Below are 766 nucleotides of genomic sequence, written 5' to 3'. Positions count from 1 at the left end.
CGCGCCAGGTCGCCGGTACGGTACAGGCGACCGCCGCCTTGTGCCGTGTTGTCGAAGGGGTCCGGGACGAAGCGTTCGGCCGTCAGCGCCGGGCGACGGTGATAGCCACGGGCCAGGCCGATGCCGCCCAGGTACAGCTCGCCAGCCGCGCGTGGGGCCACACTCTGCAGCCCCGCGCCGAGGATGTGGGTTTTCAGGTTGTCGATCGGGCGGCCAATCGGCACGCCGCTGTCGCCCGGGCGGCAGGTCCAGTGGGTGACATCGATGGCTGCTTCGGTCGGGCCGTAGAGGTTGTACAACTGTGCGCCGGGCAGGCGTGCCAGGGTCTGTTGCGCCAGCTCTGCAGGCAAGGCTTCGCCGCTGCACACCACGCGCTTGAGACTGCTGCAGCGCTCGACCTCGGCGCTGCCCATGAACGCCTGCAGCATCGACGGGACAAAGTGCAGCGTGGTCACCGCGTACTGCCTGATCACCTCCACCAGGCGCTCCGGATCACGGTGCTCGCCCGGTTGCGCCACGGCCAGGCGTGCGCCGGCCAGCAGCGGCCAGAAGAACTCCCAGACCGAGACATCGAAACTGAACGGGGTTTTCTGCAGCACCGTATCGCCGGCATCCAGGCCGTAGGCCTGCTGCATCCAGCACAGGCGGTTGACCAGCGCGCGATGGCTGTTGCCCGCGCCCTTGGGCCGGCCGGTGGAGCCGGAGGTGTAGATCACGTAGGCCAGGTTGCCCGGGCGGGTGTGGTGCACCGGGTCGGCGTCGCTGT

Annotated in this window: 1 protein-coding gene; it reads right to left on the bottom strand. The window is 69.3% G+C overall.

Features of this window, described 5'->3' with window-relative positions:
* On the bottom strand, positions 1-766 hold a 766-nt coding region (locus PM2_RS29455; RefSeq protein ID WP_042132658.1), incomplete at both ends, for an AMP-binding protein.

The sequence above is a fragment of the Pseudomonas monteilii NBRC 103158 = DSM 14164 genome (assembly GCF_000730605.1).
GTDB lineage: Bacteria > Pseudomonadota > Gammaproteobacteria > Pseudomonadales > Pseudomonadaceae > Aquipseudomonas > Aquipseudomonas monteilii.
This window is presented reverse-complemented; position numbering and strand designations above follow the sequence as displayed.